12 protein-coding genes and 1 pseudogene are annotated in these 18,901 nt (G+C 46.2%); 7 read left to right on the top strand and 6 right to left on the bottom strand.

What is annotated here, in order from left to right; all coding sequences use genetic code 11:
• Positions 1–30: 30 nt before the first annotated feature.
• Positions 31–1,221: pseudogene (locus QUA80_RS27685) on the bottom strand (RNA-guided endonuclease InsQ/TnpB family protein).
• 360 nt (positions 1,222–1,581) lie between these two features.
• Here QUA80_RS27685 and QUA80_RS27680 point away from each other — a divergent pair.
• From QUA80_RS27680 to QUA80_RS27665, 4 genes are all read left to right on the top strand, one after another.
• Complete coding sequence (locus QUA80_RS27680; RefSeq protein WP_333428184.1) at positions 1,582–2,016, top strand: hypothetical protein; 435 nt, start codon at positions 1,582–1,584, stop codon at positions 2,014–2,016.
• Positions 2,017–2,143: 127 nt separating this feature from the next.
• Positions 2,144–2,557 carry a response regulator gene (locus tag QUA80_RS27675; protein WP_333428192.1) on the top strand — a complete coding sequence of 138 codons (414 nt, stop codon included), beginning with the start codon at positions 2,144–2,146 and terminating at the stop codon, positions 2,555–2,557.
• Positions 2,558–3,012: 455 nt separating this feature from the next.
• The gene (locus QUA80_RS27670) at positions 3,013–3,207 is read left to right on the top strand and encodes a hypothetical protein (protein WP_333428183.1); all 195 of its coding nucleotides are present in this window, start codon (positions 3,013–3,015) and stop codon (positions 3,205–3,207) included.
• 226 nt (positions 3,208–3,433) lie between these two features.
• Entirely contained in the window at positions 3,434–3,625 is a 192-nt protein-coding gene (locus QUA80_RS27665) for a hypothetical protein (protein ID WP_333428182.1), read from the top strand.
• Positions 3,626–3,704: 79 nt separating this feature from the next.
• Here QUA80_RS27665 and QUA80_RS27660 read toward each other — a convergent pair whose 3' ends face one another.
• The 5 genes from QUA80_RS27660 to gatB form a co-directional block, all read right to left on the bottom strand.
• Positions 3,705–4,916, bottom strand: coding sequence for a pentapeptide repeat-containing protein (locus tag QUA80_RS27660; RefSeq protein ID WP_333428181.1), 1,212 nt, complete (start codon positions 4,914–4,916; stop codon positions 3,705–3,707).
• A gap of 137 nt (positions 4,917–5,053) precedes the next feature.
• Positions 5,054–5,683 (bottom strand): Uma2 family endonuclease, encoded by a 630-nt coding sequence (locus QUA80_RS27655; protein ID WP_333428180.1) that lies wholly within the window; start codon positions 5,681–5,683, stop codon positions 5,054–5,056.
• A gap of 191 nt (positions 5,684–5,874) precedes the next feature.
• Entirely contained in the window at positions 5,875–6,462 is a 588-nt protein-coding gene (locus QUA80_RS27650; RefSeq protein WP_333428179.1) for a Uma2 family endonuclease, read from the bottom strand.
• Positions 6,463–6,505: 43 nt separating this feature from the next.
• Positions 6,506–7,675 carry a pentapeptide repeat-containing protein gene (locus tag QUA80_RS27645; RefSeq protein ID WP_333428178.1) on the bottom strand — a complete coding sequence of 390 codons (1,170 nt, stop codon included), beginning with the start codon at positions 7,673–7,675 and terminating at the stop codon, positions 6,506–6,508.
• A 363-nt stretch (positions 7,676–8,038) separates the two neighbouring features.
• Complete coding sequence (gene gatB / locus QUA80_RS27640; RefSeq protein ID WP_333428177.1) at positions 8,039–9,541, bottom strand: Asp-tRNA(Asn)/Glu-tRNA(Gln) amidotransferase subunit GatB; 1,503 nt, start codon at positions 9,539–9,541, stop codon at positions 8,039–8,041.
• 623 nt (positions 9,542–10,164) lie between these two features.
• Between gatB and QUA80_RS27635 the strand changes: the two genes are divergently transcribed.
• From QUA80_RS27635 to QUA80_RS27625, 3 genes are all read left to right on the top strand, one after another.
• Positions 10,165–13,440 carry a PAS domain S-box protein gene (locus QUA80_RS27635; RefSeq protein ID WP_333428176.1) on the top strand — a complete coding sequence of 1,092 codons (3,276 nt, stop codon included), beginning with the start codon at positions 10,165–10,167 and terminating at the stop codon, positions 13,438–13,440.
• Between the two features lie 402 nt (positions 13,441–13,842).
• The gene (locus QUA80_RS27630) at positions 13,843–17,019 is read left to right on the top strand and encodes an EAL domain-containing protein (RefSeq protein ID WP_333428175.1); all 3,177 of its coding nucleotides are present in this window, start codon (positions 13,843–13,845) and stop codon (positions 17,017–17,019) included.
• A gap of 103 nt (positions 17,020–17,122) precedes the next feature.
• Positions 17,123–18,712, top strand: coding sequence for a glycoside hydrolase family 57 protein (locus QUA80_RS27625; protein WP_333428174.1), 1,590 nt, complete (start codon positions 17,123–17,125; stop codon positions 18,710–18,712).
• Positions 18,713–18,901 lie beyond the last annotated feature (189 nt).

Genomic DNA, 18,901 nt, shown 5'->3' with positions numbered 1-18,901 from the left:
CCCGGCGTAAACGCACGGGGATTCTTTAATCTACGACCCAATTTGCTGAGGCAGGATTTCTCCAGCCAAAGTAGAGATTGATTCTCCTAAAGCGTTGCTTGCGTCAAGCCCAAAAGTTCCGGTATGCCCTACCGTACCCAATCCTCGACTAAGGATATTCCTAGCGGCGTTTTCATCTCTATCCATTACACACCCACATTTACAGACGTGCGTTCTAGTAGATAGCGTTTTCTTTACAATTACACCGCAGCTAGAGCATTCTTGGCTAGTATATTGCGGGTTTACCGCAACCGTAATCTTTTCAAATACTTTTGCGAAGTATTCAAGCCCTACACGGAATTGATACCAAGATGCGTCATTAATGGACTTAGCTAAACAATGATTCTTCACCATGTTTTTTATTCTCAAATCTTCGTAAGCGACTACATCGTTGGATGAGATTACGCACCGTGCAAGTTTTATTGCATGGTCTTTACGCTGCCTACTTATTTTGAGATGGCGTTTGCCTAAAATCTGCCTAGCTTTGGCCCTATTCTTTGAACCTCTTACTTTCCTGGAGACACGACGTGCTCAACGCTTAAGAACTTTTTCACCTTCGATCGGGAAGCTAGGGTTTTCCACCGTAGTTCCGTTTGAATCGGTGTAATACTCTTTCAGTCCCACGTCTAATCCGATAGTGTTACCAGAAGGCTCTGTGCTTTCTTTTCTATCGACATCCACACAGAATTGAACGTACACACCATCAGCACGTTTTACCAGTCTCACCCTTTTTATTTGGCTGATTTGGTAGAAGTGTAAGTCGCGTGTACCTTTCAGTTTTAATCGACCAATTGCTTTTTTGTCGGTAAAATTGATTGATTTGAGATCGGCGGCAAGTTTCCATCCAGTTGATTTATACTCAACAGAGCGACAATCTTTCTAAAATTGTGGATACCCTTTTTTGCCAGCAATACCCTTCTTGCAGTTATCGTAGAATCTGGAGATAGAAGACCATGCTCGTTCTGCGCTAGCTTGTCTAGCCATTGAGTTGAGTTCGTCAGCAAAGGGAAAATCACGAGCCAGTACAGCGCAGTATTTATTCAAGTCGTATTTACCGACTTTTTTGTTATCCATCCAATACCTTATACAGCTATTGCAGACGAATTTTGCGGTACGAATTGCTTGGTCTACGGCAGTAAACTGATTCGATTTTCCGTATACTTTAAACTCGAAAACTAGCATGGTTTTACGTCCCACCTTATGCTACACGATTCAGGATAAGTAGGTAGGCGCTGTAAAACGCAATTATGTAAATGATTGTCAAATATCCAAATGCCTTAAGCTTGGCTAAGTCAGCCCTGTTTACATACTGTTACATAGAGCGGTTTAATTCCGCCTACCTACTTAGGATGTTCGACGAGTTATTTAAACTTTACAATTAAAGCCGTCCTAGAAGGACGGGGTTTTAGACCCAATTTCCCGATAACTTTCACCCTTTTTGTGAATTTTTGTAACAATAACGGAATCTTTACCAATTCCTTACCGTTGCTATTTAGTATCTTGTTATGCAGCTAAAAGTTCTTTACATTAAAAGGATACTCAATGAATGCTTTTCAGGCTTTGAATGATGTAAATCAGGATCTCGCAGGTTCATTTTCCGGTTTGCCCGCTGGTTGTCAGCAATCCACACTTTGGATTGCTCATACAGAGGAAACACCGATCGCAGGTATTAAAATTCAAGAAAAGGATGTGACACTTATCCTTAAAGTTCGCATTTCTGACATTCATCTTGTCAAATTGAGTCTCCAAATCACTCCAGAAACTGTTTTAATTCAAGGTCAACCTACCGAAGCTGCGGGAGTAGAAGGTTATTTCCTTCCTAGTGGATTTCAAAGTCTCATCCCGTTGCCCCACCGCGTACATCCTGAAATCTACGAGACAGAAATACACTCGGACGGTTTAACAATTCAGCTTGCTAAAGAGTTGAGATTTCCGCCATCCCAAATTCGGATTCAACTCTCAAATACACATCTTTGAGGGATTGCTTAAAGATGTGTATTTGAGACCCAATTGGCAACCGAACAATTAATTTCTCATCAACCCCAATAAAATGAACGATTTGCAACTAGCTAATGATGAGGGCAGTCTCCTGCCCGAAAACAAGATGATAGGGAAACAAATTCTCATCGTTGATGACCAAGAACACCTCCGCGAACTGATACAGTTGTGCCTGGAAGACCTCGCGGGATGGAACACCCTGCTGGCCGAATCAGGAGAAGAATGTTTACAAATCCTACAAACAGAACGACCTAACGCTATTTTGCTGGATTTATCAATGCCGGAAATGGATGGGTTTGCTGTGTACGATCGTCTCCAATCCGATCCCGTCACTCGATCGATTCCAGTGATTCTGCTGACAGCAAGAGTTATGTCAAACGATATGGCTGAATTTACCAAAATGGGTGTTGCTGGGGTAATTCGCAAACCATTTGAACCCATTACCCTGCCGGGAAAAGTGGCAGAGATTTTGGGATGGGATGATTCACACTCCCCGGTATGGCAGACGCAGGAATATTAAGACTTGACAATCTTAATATTCCTATTGGTAGGCTTCCCAAACTCACCCTGGGGGCGTGACAACCCCGCCAAAAACCCAGAGAGGGTTACTATTTGACAGGCTGTTCAAAAAATAAATGAAGCGTTTGTAAGTGATTGGTATGATTGCAAAAAGACTTTTATTAATTCACAAAAATCCGACTAAGTAGGTAGGCGCTGTAAAACGCAATTATGTAAACGATTGTAAAGTATCCACATTCCCTCAGCGTGGCTGAGTCAGCCCTGTTTACATACTGTTACATAGAGCGATTTAATTCCGCCTACCTACTTATAGGGGAGGTAATCCAGGCTTCCTTGACTGATGTGGTAGGTTGGCAAGTCGAAGTTGCGGGTTCGACTTGAGAAGGCTTGCGATAAACAAGTTCCTATCAGCCAGATGGGATTATTTGGGAGGTTTCTATCGGCGAAATAGATGGATTGCTATTTCTCAAACAACTAAAAACCAAACCAGAAACCCAAGGGATTCGGGTTCTGCTGCTAACTCTCAAAGCCAAACGGTCAGATTTACCTCAGAGTTGGTTCCACAAATCTCAACTTGCAGCAGCGATCGTCAATCCTCTTGAACCAACTATGCTTGCCGTTGAAATTGCGAAGGTGTTGGGTTGGGATTGAGACTGAGTATCTTCTCTGGGAACCTGGGAATGGTTAGATACAATTTCTCTTAATTATTGTTATTTTTACGAAATCTTTCGATTTGCATCAATTCCTTAACAACTTTTTATTCTTTACCAAATCTTTACTTCTTACCTCTACATTCATAGAGTTGCTGCTTCCACCCAACTTACAGGACTTGGCAAGAAAAGATAAATACACTTTCTTCGATAAAAAAGAGGTTTTTATGATAAGCTGTCCTTGCTGCACGAATCAACTGGTGCGTCACGTTCGCAAAAGTCAAGTATACTGGTTTTGCCGTCACTGTTGGCAAGAAATGCCTGTTTACAGTCTTAACAGCTACGGTTCATCGCTCTCTATAAATTTAGTTCAAGATTTAAGGATTAAGAAGCAACTTTTTTCAGAAGCGGTAGTTTAAAGGTAAAATTCCATCGCACAGGCATGAGGCCTGTGCCACAATGGAGGCTGATGAATAAAAAGGATCTCGCACTTACCGACTAAACCTCTTCAAAAATCGCGCCTCGCTGCTGTAGATTCACCTGAATCTCCTCATCCATTCCTGAATTGTTTCCGAATCTAGCTGCCTCGACATTCGCACCGCTGAAATTAGTATTTGTTAAGTTCACTTCTAGCAGATTTGCGCCGCTCAAATTGGCACCGCTGAGGTTAGCTAAAGCCAGACTTGCTTTGTGCAAATCTGCGCCGCTTAAATCAGCATTTCCTAAGAAAGCGCCACTCAAATCTGCACCGCCGAATTTGGCATTTTGCAGGTTGGCGTCGCTGAAATCGACATCGTTTAAGTTTGCACCTCGGAAATTGGTCCGATCGAGATTTGCGCTGCTAAAATCCACTGCACTTAAAGTGGTTCCGCGCAAGCTGCTACCCGCGAAATCCTGTGCTGGATTGAGATTGGCAATTTTTGCCAACTCCACAAAGTTGTCGGTTTCAGCGGAGATAATGCGATCGACTATTTTCTGCAATTGGGATTCAGCTTCCGGGACAATTTCCACCTCGCGCTGTTCAACCGGAGGCAAATTATAGGACAATAGCGCCCAACTGATAGCCGGTTGGAATTTATTTTTTTGCAGATATACAGTCAAGATTCTTGCTAAAACCGAATGTTGATTAGGCGTGATATCGTGCGGCCACAAACCCTCCGCATCTGTGAGATAAATATCTTCTTTCGCAACTTCAAAATTCGCTGTCATCCGCAATGGTTGGGCGGCAAATTGTCCCAGCTTAGCACTTTTTAGCAAACCTTTTAATACTGATTTACCCTGTTCTAATCCAAAAATCCAAGCGGGCTTTGTATCATCGCCTATTGTGGAAATGTGACAAAACGAGCAGTCAGTTTCATTGATTTTTTCCGCATGATGGCTGTCTCGAACTCCCCGCAGATTTTCAGTTAATAAAACTTCTGAACTGCTTTGAATAAGCTGTGTTTCTTCTATTGGCGACAGCTTGAAAGAACCGACTAACTGACGCGATGCTACGGGCATTTCGCAGTTCTCTAGATCGAGCTTGAGCGTCCCGCCTTGCAGGCCAAATTTGACGCGACCACCTAGTATGGGTTCCCAATGCTCGTTAAAATTCAAGCTCAAGTGAATGTCTAGCTGCTGGGCTTGGGCTGCAACGGATGCAACTGGAATTGCTTCTAATTGCATCCACAAGCAATCTGGATATTTGTTGTGAGACTCTAGCGATCGCATATCGGTAGAAGTGCTGGCTCTGCCAGACTGTGATGGAGATTTTGACGAGGGCCTAATTTTTAATTTATCACACTATAGCATTTTTTTATCGGTTAAAAGTGTAAATTTTGTTGAATTTTTTCCGCCCTTCATTGGTTTTACTGAATTTGGCTTTTTACCCAATTCCGAAATGCTTTCACTAACTCCAAATAGTCCATTGTTTCTGCTTGTTCCAAAAATCTGGCAATCTCTAATATCGGTAAGCTGGGAAATGCTAAACTGAGCTCGCCCTCAACGTATTCTCCATTTTCTAATCTGTTGATTTTGAGTCGCGATCCATTATAAATCCAAACTTCCGGCACTCCCAGATCCGCATAAACCTGCAAGCTATTTTCCGAACGGCTGGTAATATCAATTTCTACCACTAAATCCGGCGGCGGATCTTGATTCAGGTCGATTCTTTTTTTTCCTTTAACTGCACTAAGATTCTGGATGTAAAAACATTTATCTGGTTCTGCACCGCTAAGTTCAGGACGTTTGAATGTGGTAGAACCAAGAGGCTCAATTCTCACATTGAATTCTTCAGCTAAGGTTTCAACAAATCGACCCAATACTTCTTTGAAACGTTCGTGTTCTGGGGAGGGTACCATGATTTTCAAATTGCCGCGATTATATGTCAATCGAATTTGCCTATCGCCTAGCTCAAGCAGCAAAGCTTCGTAAGTTTGCCAACTGATACCCGATAGCTGGACAATTTGTTCCGGTGGAGCGAGAGTTTTAGCTGTCATCTGATTTTAGATTTTAGATTTTAGATTTTAGATTTCTCCCGCGAATAAATCCGGGGTGAGAAACCAAATTGTTTTGGATAATAGTGCTAGTTTTATGCTTGATTCCTTTGCACTTTTATATTATATCATAGAAAAAAGCTCGTTCGCTGTTTAATTACTGAGTTAAAATATGTGCGATCGAGCCAGAAGGTTTAGTCACCACTGTGCGCGGGAAATACCGAAGACAAATCTAGATAAAAATCGGGAAAACCCGGAATTACCACCGTCTGATTTGGCAAAACAACTCGTTGCAATTGATAACTATAACTCCCGTTTTGTTTCTGATAAGGTTCGCTGTGCATTTCCAGTTGATTGTCAACCAAATTAAATATCCAATAATTAGAAATCCCTGTTTCAGCATAGAGAGACAACTTGGTTGTGCGATCGTAATTCAAAGTAGAATCGGCAACCTCAATTACCAACAAAATATCAGCAGGCTCCGGGTGAGAAGATAAATAATTGTCAGAACGATTGCGGGCAATAACAACATCAGGCTCTGGTTCGCTATCATCCGTCAAAATAATTGGCTCTTGTGCGCGCACGCGAGCGCGTCTTGCCAGTAAAATGATTAACTCCTCAACTAAAAGAGTGTTACAAAAAGAGTGCAGCCTACCTTTAGCAGCCATAATAATAATTTCTCCGCGAATCAATTCAACTCGGTCATCGGGAGCGAAAAATCCCAGTTCTCCCAAACGGTGATATTCGGCGATCGAGAATCGTTTTGCAGTTACGGCAGTCATAGCTTTTCTTACCCTCTACAATTACCAACCTTTCCAATTAATTCTACTCAAAAATCCCGCCCCCTGCCCTCAATTCAACCTTCACGGCTTCCGAAATTCCCAGACAGCCAGAAAAGTTCGCATTTTTAACCACCACATTTTTTAAATCAGCGCGGCTCAAATCAGCCCCGTTTAAAATCGCCCCGCTCAAATCTACACCGCTCAAATCAGCATTTTTCAAATTAGCATCAGTTAAATTTGCATCAACTAAAATAGCATTCGGTAAATAGGCACTGCTCAAATTGGCATTGGTTAAATTTGCACGGCTCAAATTTGCCCGGGGTAGCTTTGTCCGCAAATCAGCACCGCTCAAATTGGCGCTGCTGAGTTCAGCATCCCGCAAATTAGCATTGCACAAATTAGCATTAATTAAAATAGCAGCGCTCAGTAAAGCACCGCTGAGATCGGCCAAAGTCAAATCTGCACCCCGGAGGTTGGTTTCGCGCAAATCCGCACCGTTAAAATCAGCGTAGTGCAAGTCCAAACCGCTTAAATTAGCTCCGGCAAAATCCTCAACCGGATTCAAACCAACTGTTTCTGTAAGTTGTACAAAACTATTATTTTTATCAATTAAAAACAGTTCCCGGAAGATCGCTAATTGCTGCTGTCGGTACTGGTTAGCCTTCTCGTAATCTGCTAAATACTTGTAAGCAAGCTTCAAATTCTTGAGAGCATTGCGCTCAATGCGATCGTCCTTGCTGGCGCTCGCGATTGACAACTGCTGGTGATAGCATTCGATCGCACCAGGCAAATCTCCCTTAGCATCGTAAGCTAGCGCCAAATTGCCCAAAGTTTCGAGCTCAGAGCGCCCGTCGCCCGTGTCCCGCGCGATCGCCAAACGCTGTTTCTGGTAATCAATAGCACCAGAAAAATCTGAGCGAGCACAGCAAGCATTGCCCAGATTTCCCAAAGCATTCGCCTCACCCCGGCGATCCCCAATTTCCCGCGCTAACACCAAATGCTGCTGGTAGCAGTCGATCGCCTGAGCATAATTTCCCAGCGCTTCGTAAGCTACGCCTATATTACCCAGCGCCGCACCCGATCGGCGCTTATCGTTCCTCGATCGATACAGCGCCAGCGCTTCCTGCCAAGAATTCAGCGCCGCCTCAAATTGGTGCGCCTGATATTGCGAAATCCCCTGCTTGATTAGCTCGCTAGCTTGTTCGCTCATCATGTCAAAATTAGTTAATAACTAAAGTTGATATTAATCGACTCACAGCGGTAATTGCTAATCGGCAATCGCTAATCGATATAACGCACTCCCCCTCTCCCCATCCGTATATTCACGTCCGCGTCCACCAACAATAGACAAAAAAAAGAGAGAGCTACCTCAGTAACTCTCTCTGCCATCAGGGTGCATCTACACAACACAATATAGCACTATCGGGATGAGGGGTGAAACCCCCAAACGTGAAGATGTTGTAAAGAAATGTATATTAATTATAAAGTTAGCATCCAGCCGGAAGAGCGAGACAGTGGCGGAATCGAGAAAAACCGCCCGCCGCTGTATCCGCTACAGAACCCCTTTAACGAATGCTTAGCCTGGGCAGTTAAGCTTAGCCGCCAGCAGCTCGTTGGTCAATTTCGGATCGGCTCGGCCGCCCGTTTCCTTCATCACCTTACCGACAAAAAAGCCCAGCAGCTTAGTTTTGCCGGCTCGGTACTGTTCGAGCTCCTTGGGATTGGCGGCCAACACGGCATCTATGGCCCGATCGATCGCCCCAGTATCCGAAATTTGAATCAAACCCTTGCTCTCAACGAACTTCTTAGGAGAACCGCCGTTTGCCAGCAACTCCGGCAAAATATCCTTAGCGATTTTGCCGCTGATCGTGCCGGCATCAATTAGCCCCAGCAGTTCGGCTAAATCCTGCGGTTGGAAAGGAATTTCTGTGATGGCGAGCTTTTCATTTTTCAGATAAGCAGTAATATCGCCCATCACCCAATTCGCAGCTTGTTTCGCACCAGCACCGGCGGCGATCGATTTTTCAAAATACTCTGCCACGGCTTTGTCGTCAGTCAGCACCCGCGCGTCGTAAGGAGAAAGAGCGAGCTCAGTTTCGTAGCGATGGCGCTTCATTGCCGGCAATTCCGGCAGTTGAGCTTTCCAATCATGCAATTGCTCGGCCGAAACTTGGATCGGAGGCAAATCCGGTTCCGGGAAATACCGATAATCGCTCGCACCTTCTTTAACCCGCATACTGAAAGTACACTGCTTGTTTTCATCCCAAAGCCGCGTTTCTTGGACGATGGTTTCGCCATTTTCCACGGCTTGAATTTGCCGCTCGATCTCGTAATCGATCGCCCGTTCGATCGCATTAAAAGAGTTCATATTTTTTATTTCCACCTTCGTGCCGAACTCTTTTGAGCCAACGGGGCGCACCGAAATATTCACGTCGCACCGGAGCGAACCTTCCTGCATATTCCCGTCGCCAACACCGATGTAGCGCACGATCCGGCGCAATTCTTGACCGTATTCGGCAGCTTCCGCGCCCGAGCGCAAATCCGGTTCCGAAACAATTTCGATTAGAGGCACACCGGCGCGGTTGTAATCCACCAGTGAATAAGTAGAACCGCTGAGCCTGTCGCTGCCGCCGTGAACCAATTTTCCGGCATCTTCCTCCATATGCAAGCGAGTGATCCCGATTTTTTTCCTAGTAGAATTCCCCGTCTCGTCTACCAGTTCAATTTCCAGCCAACCGTTAGTAGCGATCGGCAAATCGAACTGAGAAATTTGATAATTTTTCGGCAAATCGGGATAGAAATATTGCTTGCGGTCAAACTTACTGTAAGGTGCGATTTCGCAGTTGAGAGCCAGCCCTGCTTTCACCGCATATTCGAGCACTTTTTGATTTAATACCGGCAACACTCCAGGCATTCCCATACAAATTGGGTCAATATTAGTATTTGGGGCATTGCCAAATTGTGTAGAAGAACTGGAGAAAATTTTAGTATTCGTACTCAATTGACAATGAGTTTCGAGACCGATAATGGCTTCGTACTGAGTTTGGTTTTTTATCGAAGAGGGTGCAGCAGCAGTCATAAGTGACCTAAAAGACTGAATAACTTTAGATTTTATTTTAGCTTTTTATTGTATGACTTACGCACCGGCGGTCAGAAAGCGGGTTGTGTTTATTGGGAAAATACTGCATCTCTACTTTTAACACTGGTAAAAACCAGCTTTCTTTGCTATTTATGCGTCTAGGACTGTATTGACCAAACCGATTGGAGATTATTTGTAGGTAGAAGCGGTTTGACCGTTCTGAGCTTAAGGCGTCAAAGCCCCTGTCTGACTGTGGGTTTGACGCCTTAAGCTCAGACCGATGGGGAGCGGCATACGCAATGCCCTGCTACAGATTCGCGATCGGCCCGCGCCGATATCCTTGAGATCGCCCCCAAACAACAAGCCTGTGCAAAAATATACTTAGCGCCAGCTCCCGCCCGCACTCTTGCCCAGGATAGTTTTAAATCGATCGACCGCAATTGCCGATCTGCGCCCCAAACCCTTTTACCGAGAGTCTTTAATAGCACCGCCCGCCTCTAACGATCGGCTCTCTCCACAAATTAAAAGTTAAAAATGTATAATTTCACAGGAAATTACATATTTTTAATTTTTAACTTTTAATTTTTAATTCTAAAATTAACACTTGCGTAAGTGTCAAAAATATGCCTGAAATTCCAGTTGAAAGTGCCGCACTGTTTCAGAACAGCATCACTGAGCTAGAGCAGGCGGAATTAGCCCTCGAACTAGCTTGGAACGAACTCGAAAAACAAACAGCAGAAACCATTGCTTGCATTACCCAAGTCGGATCGGCAAACGTACAGGAAATCAGCCATCGCTTTGCCGGGGCAAAACAACTCCGCCAGCAACTTCAAACTCAAATAAAACAAGCCAACTCGCGGCTGGAATTTCACCTAGAAAACTCGCCAATGGCAGTTATAGAGTGGGACAGGGAATTGCGGGTAGTGCGGTGGTCGCCAATGGCAGAACAAATATTTGGCTGGAGTGCAGCAGAAGTAATCGGCAAATACTGGCACGAATGGTCAATAGTTCATCAAGAAGACTTCGAGCAAGTGTCCACCGTCGCAAATCAACTTTTATACCGCAGAGAACCCCGCAACGTTTGCCGCAACCGCAACTATACCAAAAATGGCTCGGTAATTTACTGCGAATGGTACAATTCTGCACTCGTCGATGAATCAGGAATAGTAGTTTCAATTCTCTCTTTTGCCACAGACGTAACCGAACACCACCGCACTCAAGAAGAACTGCAGCAGCGCGAACAGTCATTCAGCGCCCTAGCCGAAAATGCTACCGATATCATAGCGCGGTTCGATCGAGAATTTCGCCTCCGGTATGTCAACCAAGCTGTAGAATCAGCAACCGGAAAACACCCCGCAGAATTCATTAGCAAAACCAACCAAGAATCAGGAATGCCGCCGCACTTGTGCGACCTGTGGGACGAGGCTTTTCGGAAAGTTTTTGACACCGGCAAACAAGAAACCATAGAATTTGAGTTTCCCACTCCCGAGGGCATAAAACATTACCACTGTCGAGTCATTCCCGAGTTTGCTGAAGAAAATTTAGTAGAAACCGTTTTATCCATCGCCCGCGATATCACAGAAATAAAACAATCCGAATACCAGTTGCGGCAAAGCGAATCCAAATTTAGAGCTATAGTTGATTCCAACATGATCGGCATAATATTTTGGGATATTAACGGTCGCATTATAGATGCCAACGATCCTTTTTTAAAGACAGTAAACTATACGCGGAACGATCTGGTTGCTGGAAGAATTAACTGGCAAGCAATGACACCGCCAGAATACGTCGATTTAGACACAAAAAAAGTAGCAGAACTTAAGGTTGGAAACACAGTTATCCCCTTTGAAAAAGAATTTATACGCTCCGATGGTAGCCGCGTTGCAGTAATGTTGGGCAGCACATTTTTAGAAGGAACGCAGCAGTTTGGAGTCAGTTTTGTGCTGGACTTAAGCGAGCGCAAACAGGCAGAAGCGGAACTGCAAATACATCAACAACTTTTAGAAAGCATCCTGAAAACAATCCCCAACTTTCTCTACATTTACGATGCAGTAGAAAACAAAAATATTTATGCAAATGCGTCAGTCACAACCATGCTCGGTTACACGGCTCAAGAATTGCAAGATTGGGGGACAGATGCTTTAGTTAACTTAGTTCATCCCGAAGATATGTTAAAGCTAATTGCAGGTATGGAGCGGCTAACACACAGCAGCAATCCCCATGAAACCGATGACATAGACTATAGAATCAAACACAAAAATGGGGAATGGCGCTGGGTACACGATCGATCTACAATCTTCAAAAGAACCCCAGACGGACAAATGAAGCAAGTTATCGGTTCCGTACTCGACATCAGCGATCGCAAACAAGCCGAAGAATCATTAAAACAGCAAAACGAAGTGCTGCAAACAATCTTCGACAACGTGCCTGTCATGATCGCATTTTTCGGCAGCCACGGTGAAGTAAACTGGGTAAACCGCCACTGGGAACAAGTGCTCGGGTGGAGTTTGGCAGAAATCAAAGAACTCGATATCTGGGCCGAATTTTATCCGCAGCCTGAATACCGCCAATACGTTTTAGATTTCATCATGGCGGCAAAGCAGAACTGGGGCGACTTCAAAACCAAAGTTAAAGATGGGCGAACTATCGACACTTCTTGGGCAAATGTTCGCCTTTCCGACGGCAGGTGTATCGGCATCGGTCAAGATATCACCGAACGCAAACGAGTAGAAGCTGAACTTAAAGAACTCAACGAAACTTTAGAAGCTCAAGTCGCCCAGCGAACGGCAGAATTAGAGACTTTTTTTGATGCTTTGCCGGACTACATTTATGTTGTAGAACGGGACAATATGCGCTTGTCTTTTGTCAACCATCCCCTTGCCGAATTTTCCGGATTCGACAGCAGGCAGCAGATGGAGGGCAAAACCATTTTTGAGTGCTATCCCAGCGAACTTGCAGAACGATTTAGCCGAGAAAATCGCCAAGTATTTGAATCAGGCAAAACTCTGCACTACCAGGAAAAATTTGTGAGAGTCGGCGGCAATGCTTACTTCGACACGTTTAAAATTCCGCTGAGAAATCTCGACGGCGAGGTTTATGCTTTAATTTGCACTGCTCGCGATATTACTGAGTTGGTAGAGACCAAACAAGCCTTGTCAGAACGTACAGAGCAATTAGAAGCTGCCAATAAAGAATTAGAATCTTTTTCCTACTCAGTTTCTCACGATTTGCGCGCACCTTTGCGACACATTTCAGGTTTTGTAAATGCCTTGAAACACCGGCTAGAAGCAACTGAGGCTTTGAGCGATCGCAAAATAGTTCACTATATTGAAATAATTGAAGACAGCAGCCAAAAAATGAGCCTCTTGATTGACGGTTTGCTCGCCCTGTCGCGGGTGACTCGCACCGAGTTGATGCAAATTCCGATCGATCTGACCCGTTTGGTGCAAACTGCGATTAAACTGACTAAACCCCCAAATGTCGCAGATCCGGCCCAAACTCCCCACTGCGTCGAATTTGCCGTCGGAAATTTGCCGACGGTAACGGGAGATCCAACCTTGCTGCAACAGGTGTTCAGCAACTTGATTAGCAACGCCGTCAAGTTCAGCCGCAGACGAACTCCGGCTACAATAGTTATTGATGGGTTACCGGATGGAACGATTTTTGTCAAAGATAACGGCGTGGGTTTTTCGATGGAATATGCCGATCGGCTGTTTGGAGCCTTTCAGCGGCTGCACTCCCAGAGAGAATTTGAAGGTACGGGCATCGGTTTGGCGATCGTCCAGCGGATTATTCATCGTCACGGCGGCACGATTTGGGCAGAAAGCCAACCTAGTCAAGGAGCCACCTTTTACTTTAAACTAGGGCAAACAATCTCAAACGCCAATATAGATTCGTAAGTTAACTTTATCGTAGTTTTAAATTTTGAATTTAAAACTATTATACACTTAAAGAAGTCACAATCTGTGAGAGCATCCGCATTTTAGTTTCACAGGACTGTTCGCTGTGAGAGATCGCAGCGCAAAATCTAGGCTGTGCAAGATGCTCGGACTCCTAAAAAAACGCTTTTTAAATAATTGGGATGCTCCTCAATCGGTTCGGTCAGCCCTCGGCTTCGGGTGCTAAATAAAGGTCTGGAGAGTAGAGCATATAATTAATTTTAATAAAAACAACTAAAATGTTCGACTTCAAATTAACAAAACTCAATCTAACAAATGACATTTAGCAACAACACAAACAATAAATTAAAAACTTCCGAATACCTTATGTTAGATATAATTCAGACTAACTATCTACTAAAAATGGTAGCGGAATCAACATTAAAATTGTTGATTGTCGAAGACATGGCAGAAGATATGGAATTAATAATGCTCGCCTTAGAATCGGGGGGAGTAAAATTTAATTGCGACACTGCCGAAACAGCCACAGAGTGCAGAAAACTACTCCTAAATAGCAAGTACGATGCTGTACTGTCAGATTACCGCCTGCCAGGGTTCAACGGTTTAGAAGTGTTGAAATTAATGCAGGAATTAGGGCAAGACATACCATTTATTTTAGTAACGGGAAGTTTGGGAGAAGAAGCGGCAGTTGAGTGCATCAAAGCCGGAATGACAGATTACGTATTAAAGGGGCGGCTGTTTAGGTTGCCAAGCGTCTTAGAACGATCGCTCCAAGAATACAAAATGCGCCGCCAGCAGCAAGAAGCGATCGTCCAAATTCAGCGGCAAGCTCAGCGAGAAGCGATCGTCAACCGCATCCTCCAAGCCATGCGCGAAACCCTCGTACTCGACGAAGTGCTGCAAACCACCGCAGATCAACTGCATGAAGCTCTAGAAATCAGTGGCTGCGCGATTTTGCAGCCAGATAGCGAAGGCGGGATCGCGATTCGCTACATGAGCTCAAAGGCAGTCGGCAGAGAACTGGCGATCGGGCTAAATTGCGAATTTGCCCAACACTATCGCTCCTCCCTCTCTCGGGGAGAAACGATCGCGCTCTCGGAATTATCAACTCTCGCTCCCTCCCTGCAAACATCAGCGGAATTGTTAGGGTTTCACGCGATCGCGATCGCACCCCTACTCTACCAGCACTCATTTTTCGGAGGAATTTGCCTCTACCAGTGCGATCGGACTCGCACTTGGAGTGCAGAAGAACAGTCGCTAGTTAAAGCCATAGCCGATCAGTGCGCGATCGCGATCCACCAAGCTGAACTATACCAGCAGGCGCAAACCGAACTAGCAGAACGCAAGCGCGCCGAAGCCGCAGTGAGCGGCATTCAGCAGCAGCTAACCACGATGGCAGCCAACATTCCCGGCTCAGTCTACCGCCTGGTGCTGCATCCAGACGGCACAACCTCCATGCCCTACATCAGTCCGGGCGTGCGCGAAGTTACTGGGATCGGGCCCGAAGAAGTAATGGCGCGCCCGGAAATCTTGACCGAAATCATCCATCCAGACGACAAAAGCTTGTGTGACCTCAGCGTAGCAGCGTCGAGAGCGAGTCTTTTGCCCTGCGATCGCCAGTACCGGATCGTGTTGAATACCGGCGAAGTCAAGTGGGTGCAAGACAGCGCCAGATTTTCCAAGAACGAAAACGGGGACATAATTGTAGACGGAGTAGCTCTCGACATCAGCGATCGCAAAGAAGCCGAATCAGCCCTCAGACAAAGCGAACAGCGATTTCGATCGCTGATTGAAAACGCCACAGACATCACGATCATTCTCGACGCCGAAGGAATCTTCCGCTACATCAGCCCTTCAGTCAAGCGAATTTTAGGATACTCGCCCCACCAGGCGATCGGGCGCAACGCCTTAGGGACTGTTCACCCCGACGACTGCGCCGCGATCGCCCAAACCCTCCAAAAAGCCATTGAAAACCCCAAAAGAAGCCAGTCCCCTCTTGAGTACCGAGTCCGCCACCGCAACGGTTCGTGGTGTTATGTAGAAGCTGTAGCCACCAACTTGCTGCACGATCCCGCAGTCAAGGGAATCGTGATCAACTGCCACGACATCACTCAGCGCAAACTAGCCGAGGAACAACTGCTGCACGACGCTTTTCACGACGCCCTCACCGGATTGCCCAACCGAGCGCTATTTACCGATCGGCTGGAACACTCTCTGAGGCTGGCACAGCGGCGCAAAGACTACTTGTTTGCAGTGCTGTTTCTCGATTTAGATAGATTTAAAGTAGTCAACGATTCCCTCGGCCACGCCATCGGGGATCAACTGCTAGTAGCGATCGCGCGGCGTCTGGAAACTTGTCAGAGGGCAGGAGATACAGTGGCCCGCCTCGGAGGAGACGAGTTCGTGCTTTTGCTCGATGACATCGAAGGCGTAAATGAAGCTACCAACATTGTCAACCGCCTGCAAAAGAAAATTACCTCCCCCATCCTTCTAGACGGACACGAAGTATTTATCACCGCCAGCATCGGCATTGCTTTGAGTTCTGGCGAATACCTAGAACCGACAAACCTGCTGCGAGACGCCGACACAGCAATGTACCGCGCCAAAGAACTAGGCAGAGCCCGACACGAAGTTTTCAATAGTTCCATGCACGCCCACGCTTTGTGGCTGTTGCAGCTAGAAAACGACCTGCGGCGAGCGATCGAATCAATCAGAGAGCCCGCTAGAGAAGAAGACTCTCCCCCATCGGCCCCATCCGCCTTACCTCCCCTATCCGCAGCGCCCCAGTTTATCCTTCACTACCAGCCGATAGTCAGCATCGCCAACAGCACAATTACCAGTTTTGAGGCCCTAGTGCGCTGGCAGCATCCAGAACGCGGCTTAGTTTCCCCCGGCGAATTCATCACAATCGCCGAAGAAACCGGCTTGATCGTGCCCCTGGGCCGGTGGGTACTCCGCACAGCTTGCCACCAAATCCGCCAGTGGCAGCAGCTATTTCCCAGCAACCCGCCCTTGAGTGTCAGCGTCAACCTTTCAGTCAAACAGTTTTCTCAGCCAGATTTAATCGAATACATCGACCAAGTTCTCGAAGAAAGTCACCTCGACGGCAGCAGTTTAAAACTAGAAATTACCGAAAGCGTACTCATAGAAAATTCCGAATCAGTAACAGCAATGCTGGTGGAGCTCAGAGCCCGAAAAATACACTTGTGCATTGACGACTTCGGCACCGGCTATTCATCGCTCTCCTACCTGCACCGCTTCCCCACAAATACCTTAAAAATAGACCGCTCTTTTGTTAGCAGGATGGGAGGTGAGTTCGATTTCAGCAAAGGAGGCATTGACCCGACAGAAATTGTGCGATCGATAGTTGCTTTGTCGCACAATTTAGGCATGGATGTAGTAGCCGAAGGAGTCGAAGAAGCCTCGCAACTATCTATACTCAAAGGGTTAAAATGTGAGTACGCCCAGGGATTCTTTTTTTCAAAGGCAGTAGACTCTCAAACAGCAGCAGGTCTAATCAGACAGCAAGCAGAAAATCAGAATTTGCTGACATTTAGTTTGTTAGAGAAAGGCCATTAAAAAAACACAGCACTTTGTGCGTCCCATTTCAGCATAAAATCTTAAAATATTTTAAAGCTGTGCCTAACTGGCGTCAGTTAATAACTACGGCATCCAAATCACTATGACTATTGGCTACCTCGCCCTCGTTCTCCACGCCCACTTGCCTTTTGTCCGCCACCCCGAAAGCGACTACGTTTTAGAAGAAGAATGGCTGTTTGAGGCGATCGCGGAAACCTACATTCCTCTGCTGCAAGTCTTTGAAGGGCTCAAACGCGACGGCATCGACTTTAAAATTACCATGAGCATGACGCCGCCCTTGGTGGCCATGCTGCGCGACCCCTTGCTGCAAGACCGCTTCGACGACCACTTGGCTAAACTCGAAGAACTAGCGGATCTAGAAATCGAACACAACAGCGGAAACGGTCACCTCCGCTATTTAGCAGAACATTACGCCGCCCACTTCTCTCAAGTTCGGAACTTTTGGGAAAAGTACGATCGAGATTTAGTAAAAGCTTTCAAACAATTCCAAGACACCAACAACCTCGAAATCATCACCTGCGGCGCTACCCACGGCTATTTACCGCTGATGAAAATGTACCCCGAGGCAGTTTGGGCGCAAATTCAAGTAGCCTGCGACAACTACGAAGCAAACTTCGGCCGCCGACCAAAAGGCATTTGGCTGCCCGAATGCGCCTACTACGAAGGCTTAGAGAGGATGTTAGCCGACGCAGGCCTCCGCTACTTTCTCACAGACGGTCACGGCATCCTCTACGCCCGCCCGCGCCCCCGCTACGGCAGCTACGCCCCGATTTTCACCGAATGCGGAGTAGCCGCCTTCGGCCGGGATCACGAATCCTCGCAGCAGGTGTGGTCTTCTGAAGTAGGCTATCCAGGCGCGGCCGAATACCGGGAATTCTACAAAGATTTGGGCTGGGAAGCTGACTACGATTACATTAAGCCCTACATCATGCCCAACGGCCAGCGGAAAAATACCGGGATTAAATATCACAAAATCACCGGTCGCGGATTGGGTTTAGGCGACAAACAGTTGTACGATCCTTACTGGGCAAGGGAAAAAGCAGCCGAACACGCCAGCAACTTTGCTTTTAACCGGGAACGGCAAGTCGAACACCTCAACGGCATTATGCAGCGTCCGCCGATTATTGTTTCGCCTTACGACGCCGAACTTTTCGGTCACTGGTGGTACGAAGGGCCTTGGTTCTTAGATTACCTGTTCCGCAAGAGTTGGTACGACCAAAATACCTACGAGATGACCCACTTAGCCGATTATTTGCGGGCAAATCCGACTCAGCAAGTTTGCCGCCCGTCTCAGTCTAGCTGGGGTTTCCGGGGTTTCCACGAGTATTGGCTCAACGATACCAATGCTTGGATTTACCCGCACTTGCACAAAGCTGCCGAACGGATGATTGAGTTGGGAAGCATGGAACCTGCGGATGAATTGCAGTGGCGGGCTTTGAACCAGGCGGCGCGGGAAGTGCTGCTAGCTCAATCTTCTGACTGGGCATTTATCATGCGTACAGGGACGATGGTGCCCTATGCAGTGCGGCGGACTCGATCGCACTTAATGCGCTTTCACAAGCTGTACGATGAAGTCAAAGAAGGGAAAGTTGATTCCGGTTGGTTGGAGAAGGTTGAGGAGATTGATAATATTTTCCCTGAAATTAACTATCGCGTTTATCGATCGCTTTAAGCAAACTGCGAGCAAATCCCCACAGTTTACAACGAGTTGCGACACAAACAAAACCCGCAGTCGCGGGTTTTTTTTATACTAATTATCATTAGCAATCATGTTTGAATCTCGGAGCCCACATTCCGCACCCCAAACTGGCACATAGTCGGATTGAGGGGGTAAAAGTGAATCACCCGAGACAAGGGTGAG

The sequence above is a fragment of the Microcoleus sp. F4-D5 genome (assembly GCF_036704885.1).
Taxonomy (GTDB): domain Bacteria; phylum Cyanobacteriota; class Cyanobacteriia; order Cyanobacteriales; family Microcoleaceae; genus Microcoleus.
Note: the sequence above shows the minus strand (reverse complement) of the source record. Positions and strands in the feature narration are given on the sequence as shown.

Excerpts from the sequence above, each read along its gene's own strand:
- QUA80_RS27680 (WP_333428184.1), top strand. The coding sequence starts at position 1,582 with ATGAATGCTTTTCAGGCTTTGAATGATGTAAATCAGGATCTCGCAGGT.
- QUA80_RS27675 (WP_333428192.1), top strand. The coding sequence starts at position 2,144 with ATGATAGGGAAACAAATTCTCATCGTTGATGACCAAGAACACCTCCGC.
- QUA80_RS27665 (WP_333428182.1), top strand. The coding sequence starts at position 3,434 with ATGATAAGCTGTCCTTGCTGCACGAATCAACTGGTGCGTCACGTTCGC.
- QUA80_RS27660 (WP_333428181.1), bottom strand. The coding sequence starts at position 4,916 with ATGCGATCGCTAGAGTCTCACAACAAATATCCAGATTGCTTGTGGATG.
- QUA80_RS27655 (WP_333428180.1), bottom strand. The coding sequence starts at position 5,683 with ATGACAGCTAAAACTCTCGCTCCACCGGAACAAATTGTCCAGCTATCG.
- QUA80_RS27650 (WP_333428179.1), bottom strand. The coding sequence starts at position 6,462 with ATGACTGCCGTAACTGCAAAACGATTCTCGATCGCCGAATATCACCGT.
- QUA80_RS27645 (WP_333428178.1), bottom strand. The coding sequence starts at position 7,675 with ATGATGAGCGAACAAGCTAGCGAGCTAATCAAGCAGGGGATTTCGCAA.
- gatB (WP_333428177.1), bottom strand. The coding sequence starts at position 9,541 with ATGACTGCTGCTGCACCCTCTTCGATAAAAAACCAAACTCAGTACGAA.
- QUA80_RS27635 (WP_333428176.1), top strand. The coding sequence starts at position 10,165 with ATGCCTGAAATTCCAGTTGAAAGTGCCGCACTGTTTCAGAACAGCATC.
- QUA80_RS27630 (WP_333428175.1), top strand. The coding sequence starts at position 13,843 with ATGGTAGCGGAATCAACATTAAAATTGTTGATTGTCGAAGACATGGCA.
- QUA80_RS27625 (WP_333428174.1), top strand. The coding sequence starts at position 17,123 with ATGACTATTGGCTACCTCGCCCTCGTTCTCCACGCCCACTTGCCTTTT.